Raw genomic sequence first — 5,746 nt, 5'->3', positions numbered from 1 at the left:
ATAACATAGAGAACATAAACTGTGATGAAATAGAAAAAAATGAAATAGAAGATATGGAAAACACAAACGACACTGAATTTCTAAAAGACTCATCATCTAATTTAGAAGAGAATAAAAAAACCATTAAAACAACAACATATAACACTAACACCATAAGCACAGATAACACAAAAAAATACAATAAAAATACATTACAACCAAGTAAAAACAATGAACTTAAAAAAATAAATAACAATTTCATTAAAAGTAGTCAAAAACTATTTGAAACTGATAACACTAATGAAGAAAATAACATAGCCATCATAGAAAATGATAAAACAAGAAAAAAGAACATATTCACAAAAATATTAGATATGTTAATGATGATTGCTACATATCTTCACTTACCTCCAATAGAACAATAATATATGAATTACCTAAAACTATATTATGAAAAAAAGATATGATATTGTTTAATTTCAATATCATTCCTTTTAAATTTTAGTATAGACCAGCCATGATAATATTTTTAATTTCTTTATATACTTGTATATGGAATATCTATAAATGAAAATATCATAACACCCTCTATTTTTCAAGTTTTATCTACTTTTTAACTCTTTCTTCTGTATTATTTTTGAAAATTCTTCTTTTATCATATTTTTGAAAATAGTAGTTATGATTTTTCTAATATGGGAAGTTTATGTTATAAGAGTTATAGAATATAATTAAATTATAATTATTAATTATTACTATTCGAGTAAATACTCGATAAGTTTAAATATAAAATTAAAAATAACATATAAATAACAACAAGAAGGAGACAAAAACTATGGATTTTAAAAAAGTAGTTGTTGCAGGTAGTGGAGTACTTGGTAGTCAAATCGCACTACAAACTGCATTTAAAGGATTTGATGTAACAATATGGTTAAGAAGTGAAGGTTCAATTGACAGAGCAAAACCTAAACTTGAAAGATTTAAAAACATATACCTTCAAACTCTTGAAGCTATGAAAACAAATCCACAAGCATATTGCAGAGGATTAAGTGACAAAAAAGACTTAACAGATGACAAAATAGATGAATTAAAAGATAATCTAATAAAAGGTTATGATAATCTTACATTAACAACCAGTTATGAAGAAGCTGCAAAAGATGCTGATTTAGTTATTGAAGCAATTGCAGAAGATCCTAAACAGAAAATAGCATTTTACACAGAACTTGCAAAATATCTTCCAGAAAAAACAGTGATTGTAACTAACTCTTCAACACTACTTCCAAGTACTTTTGCAGATTATACAGGTCGTCCTGAAAAATACTTAGCACTACATTTTGCAAATGATATATATAGAAATAATACTGCAGAAATAATGGGTCATGCAAATACAAGTTCTGAGTATTATAATCAAGTTGTTGAATTTGCACAAGCTATTGGTATGGTTCCACTTAAATTAAAAAAAGAACAGCCAGCATATATTTTAAATTCATTACTTGTTCCATTTTTAAGTGCTGCTCAAGGACTATGGGCTGATGATGTTGCAGATGTTGAAACAATTGATTTAACATGGAGACTTGCAACAGGTGCTCCTCTTGGTCCATTCCAAATACTAGATATTGTTGGACTTACAACAGCATACAATATTGGACTTATGGATCCTAGATCATCTGATATAAATACTATTCAAGGAAAAGTATCTGCAGCATTAAAAAAGAAAATTGATGCTGGAGAATTAGGTGTGAATGCAGGAAAAGGATTCTATGATTATACAGATGAATAAAACACATATTCATCTATCTTTTTTTATTTAAGGATTTGTTAAATTTGAATACATATAACAAAATACTAGAAAATACTTATAAATTATTTCTTAAAAAAGGACTTTACAATGTTTCATCAGAAGATATAAGTAGAGCATCAAACATTAGTCCGGGAACATTGTATTATCATTTTAAAAATAAGGATGAAATTATTGAAAATGTATTAAATAAATATGTTCTAAAGGTTTATTATGATTGTTTAGATGAAGCAAATAATTGTAATGGAGATACTTTTACTAGATTAACTGTTTTTTACAAGGGAATACTAGGACTAGATAATGAATATCAACCAAAATATGTTTTTAATAATGAAAATGATTTTAAGAAAATTCTTGTAATTTCTTTTGAAGGAATGCAAAAATATAAAGAAATAAATCAGAAATATAATGATTTTAATTTTAAATACACCCAATCTATTAGAAATATAATAGAAAATGGAAAAAATAAAGGTGAAATTCAATCTAATTTAGATACTAATGAATTGGTATTGTTTATTAAATCCAATATTAATGGAATTTTCTTTTTATGGATTTTTCAGAAGAATTTTAATTCAAAAGAGATAATTAATATGAATTTAAAACATATATGGAACTACATCAAAGAAAACAAGAATCATTAATAATTATATACTAAGTAAAATATATATTTATGGTATATTTCTAAAAATAAATAAAAAAAATCACTATTTTTTTAAAAAAAACATTACAAAATATGAATATTTATTACTTCTTTATTAAAAAGGTGTTAATCATTAAGTATTAATATAAATACTAGATTAAATAAAAAAGAAATCAAAGGAGGCAATGAAAATGAAATGTTATGTTTGTGCTAAAGAAGGTAAGGATACAGAAGCAATAGCTATTTGTATAGTTTGTGGTATGGGTTTATGTGAAGATCATATTGTACATGAAGAACTTGAAGTATGGACAGGAGGATACCCATTCCCTGCTGAAAAACTAGATGAAACTTTACCTAGAATATTATGTCAAAGATGTTACAATGCTATAAAAGCAGCAGAAAAATAAAGTAATCACTGAATTGTTTTATATAAATACGTCTTTTAATAAAGACATAATTTAAATTTTTTTTTTGAAAATAAAACACATAATTAATCTCTAAAAAATAAAAATAGAGAAAAAAATCTACTTATTTTAATCATAACCAATATATTTTGTTGGAATTCCTACTTTTTTAAGTAATAACATTAAAAGCCAGCTTGATATTAATGTTACAATACTAATTATGGGTATTCCATACATTTCATTTGTTTGATCTAAACTAAATATTAAAGTTAATAACATCAATATACTCTGATGTGTTAGGTAAATTCCATAACAGGATCTACTTATAGATGTTGTAAAATCCAAAATCCATTTATTATGTAATATATTTTTTATTTTAAGAAGTATTCCACTTACATCCTTATTGATATATTTAAATACTAGAAATATACCTGTAGCTTGGACTAGTACTATTACACTAACATCAAGATAGGAATGTGTATAGAAATTATAATGATGCAGTAATAATGTGAAAGTCATATGATTTATAACTATCATATCATAGATTATAATTGCTGTTGAAATAACAGTTAATATAAGTCCCATGATAACAAGTTTATTATCATCTAAATTTATCTTCTTATTTTCCAAGTAATAACCTGAAAATAAATAGATTAATGGTCCTATAAAGAAGGTTAAATTAAAGTAACTAGGTGAATTAACATAAGCAAGACATTGATATATTATTGAAGCTATTATTGCAAGTATCAAATAATATTCTGCTCCTTTTAACTGCCATTTTCTTATAAATTCACTTAATATAGGTAATGATAAATATATTCCCAACAACATCCATGCATACCAATGTTGTGTCATGAAATTACTTGCAAATGTTATTAGTGTTCCAATATTCAGTCCAAAATTACTATAATTTAATGATGTTGCTAGTACTGCCATTATTGAATTCCACAATAAAAATGGTACTAGAATTCTAAAGAATGAATTTTTAAAGAAAAATTCCAGATTAGAATAATCCCTATCCAACATTAATTCTCCAAGTAACATAAGAAATATTGGTACACCAAATGCAAATGATGAAAATAAAACATATTCCTCAAGTGTTGTCATGTTTTGACACTTAAATATAAAGGCTACATTTATTAAAACAAGCCATATTATACTTATTGTACGTAATTGATCTATGTATATAATTCTTGATTTATTATCCCCCATATATCATAATCCTTCTTAAAAATTTTTTTTCTAAAAAACAATACTACTTTAGTTATATGTACTATTTAAAATTATTATATATTTTAATATAACTTATACAATAAAATCATGATAAAACAATATATCTACTAATATTTCCTTAAAAATAGTTATAAATATTAACACTTAAAAAAAAGCAAGTATTTTATCTAATTTCTATTTTAAAGTGATTATTTTAGAAATTTTCAATTAGAATATATAAATAAAATTTATATAATAAAATTAGTATATTATTAATCATGATAAATATAAATTTCACTAATTATATTTACCACAAGAAATATCAGAAATAATGGAGGCTATCATATGACTGATGATATGAAAGGAAAAGTAACAATAGTAACTGGTGGAGGAAAAGGTATTGGATTTGGAATTGCAACAGCATTTGCAAAAGCAAAATCAAACATAGTAATTACTGGTAGAACAGAATCTACATTAATAAGTGCTAAAGAAAAACTTGAAAAATATGGTGTAGAAGTATTACCTATAACAGCTGATGGTGGATATGAAGAACAAGTAAAAGAAGCAGTAGATAAAATAATTGAAAAATTTGGAAGAATTGATGTATTAATAAACAATGCACAAGCATCAAAATCTGGTCTTCAACTTGTTGAACATACACAAGAAGACTTTGATTTAGCAATTAAATCTGGAATATATGCTGTATTCAACTTCATGAAATTCACTTATCCCTACCTTAAAGAAACAAAAGGTTCAGTAATTAACTTTGCATCAGGAGCAGGATTATTTGGAAGAGATGGGCAATCATCATATGCTGCTGCAAAAGAAGGAATAAGAGGATTATCAAGAGTTGCTGCTACAGAATGGGGAAAAGATGGAATTAATATAAATGTAGTTTGTCCTCTTGTAATGACAAAACAATTAGAACAATGGAAAGCAGAATATCCAGAACTCTTTGAAAAAACAATACAAGGAATTCCATTACAAAGATTTGGTGATGCAGAAAAAGATATTGGTGGAACATGTCTATTTTTAGCATCTGATGCTGCTAGTTATATTTCCGGAGAAACCATTACACTTCAAGGTGGATCTGGTCTAAGACCATGAATATGTGATAAATTATCTATAAATCCCCACCTTCTTTTTTTTATTTGAAAATGTGAATGTGCAACATGAAATGTGAATTTACAACATTCAGTTTTTGTGTTTTTCAACATGATTTAGTTGTTATATGTTTATAATTATTAAATATTTGTCGATATTTTGTATAATATAACTAATAAAAATTTACAAGTAATATGATAAAAATAATTGTCACACCATATATTGAAAAAAAAAGTATAGAGAAGTAATTAAAATTTCATATTTTACAAAATAGATGCAGGAATATATTATTAAAAATTAAGTTTTTTAAATATAGAAATATATTTTTTAGAAAACCCGAAAAGAAAAATAGACGAGAATTATATATAATTCTCATTTATTAAAATTTTTTTTAGTTTTTTACAACAGTTATGGTGCTGTTTATATCGTTTCTATTGTATAACTTGTGTCNTGTGAATGTATAGTCTTGTGCTCTGGCATTTTCTGGTATTGTGTATGTTATTGTTACTAGTCCATCTTTAACTTCATGGTAGACTATATATCCCTTATTATCTCTCATTGTTTTACCATTTACCTTAAATAATACCTGTCCTTCATTTACATTAGTATCTT

General features: G+C 25.0%; 7 protein-coding genes. 5 read left to right on the top strand and 2 right to left on the bottom strand.

Features of this window, described 5'->3' with window-relative positions:
* The 4 genes from BZ132_RS03575 to BZ132_RS03560 form a co-directional block, all read left to right on the top strand.
* The coding region (locus tag BZ132_RS03575; protein ID WP_286940509.1) for a hypothetical protein at window positions 1-404 on the top strand (404 nt) is incomplete at its 5' end.
* A 407-nt stretch (window positions 405-811) separates the two neighbouring features.
* On the top strand, window positions 812-1,756 hold the full coding sequence (locus BZ132_RS03570; protein ID WP_011406316.1) for a 3-hydroxyacyl-CoA dehydrogenase: 945 nt from the start codon (window positions 812-814) through the stop codon (window positions 1,754-1,756).
* Window positions 1,757-1,800: 44 nt separating this feature from the next.
* Window positions 1,801-2,415: a TetR/AcrR family transcriptional regulator gene (locus tag BZ132_RS03565; RefSeq protein ID WP_011406315.1), complete on the top strand. Its 615-nt coding sequence runs from the start codon at window positions 1,801-1,803 to the stop codon at window positions 2,413-2,415.
* Between the two features lie 190 nt (window positions 2,416-2,605).
* Window positions 2,606-2,821 (top strand): DUF2180 family protein, encoded by a 216-nt coding sequence (locus BZ132_RS03560; RefSeq protein WP_011406314.1) that lies wholly within the window; start codon window positions 2,606-2,608, stop codon window positions 2,819-2,821.
* A gap of 126 nt (window positions 2,822-2,947) precedes the next feature.
* Here the strand turns inward: BZ132_RS03560 and BZ132_RS03555 are convergent, their stop codons facing one another.
* The gene (locus tag BZ132_RS03555) at window positions 2,948-4,030 is read right to left on the bottom strand and encodes an acyltransferase (protein WP_011406313.1); all 1,083 of its coding nucleotides are present in this window, start codon (window positions 4,028-4,030) and stop codon (window positions 2,948-2,950) included.
* A gap of 345 nt (window positions 4,031-4,375) precedes the next feature.
* On the opposite strand from BZ132_RS03555, the gene BZ132_RS03550 reads away from it, so the two are divergent.
* Window positions 4,376-5,137, top strand: a complete 762-nt coding sequence (locus BZ132_RS03550) for an SDR family NAD(P)-dependent oxidoreductase (RefSeq protein WP_011406312.1) — start codon at window positions 4,376-4,378, stop codon at window positions 5,135-5,137.
* Window positions 5,138-5,525: 388 nt separating this feature from the next.
* Here BZ132_RS03550 and BZ132_RS03545 read toward each other — a convergent pair.
* The coding region (locus BZ132_RS03545) for a hypothetical protein (protein ID WP_286940508.1) at window positions 5,526-5,746 on the bottom strand (221 nt) is incomplete at its 5' end.

The organism is Methanosphaera sp. DEW79 (assembly GCF_003266085.1).
Taxonomy (GTDB): Archaea; Methanobacteriota; Methanobacteria; order Methanobacteriales; family Methanobacteriaceae; genus Methanosphaera; species Methanosphaera stadtmanae.
Note: the sequence above shows the minus strand (reverse complement) of the source record. Positions and strands in the feature narration are given on the sequence as shown.

Coding starts and splice junctions, on each gene's coding strand:
- BZ132_RS03560 (WP_011406314.1), top strand. CDS start 2,606: ATGAAATGTTATGTTTGTGCTAAAGAAGGTAAGGATACAGAAGCAATA.
- BZ132_RS03570 (WP_011406316.1), top strand. CDS start 812: ATGGATTTTAAAAAAGTAGTTGTTGCAGGTAGTGGAGTACTTGGTAGT.
- BZ132_RS03550 (WP_011406312.1), top strand. CDS start 4,376: ATGACTGATGATATGAAAGGAAAAGTAACAATAGTAACTGGTGGAGGA.
- BZ132_RS03555 (WP_011406313.1), bottom strand. CDS start 4,030: ATGGGGGATAATAAATCAAGAATTATATACATAGATCAATTACGTACA.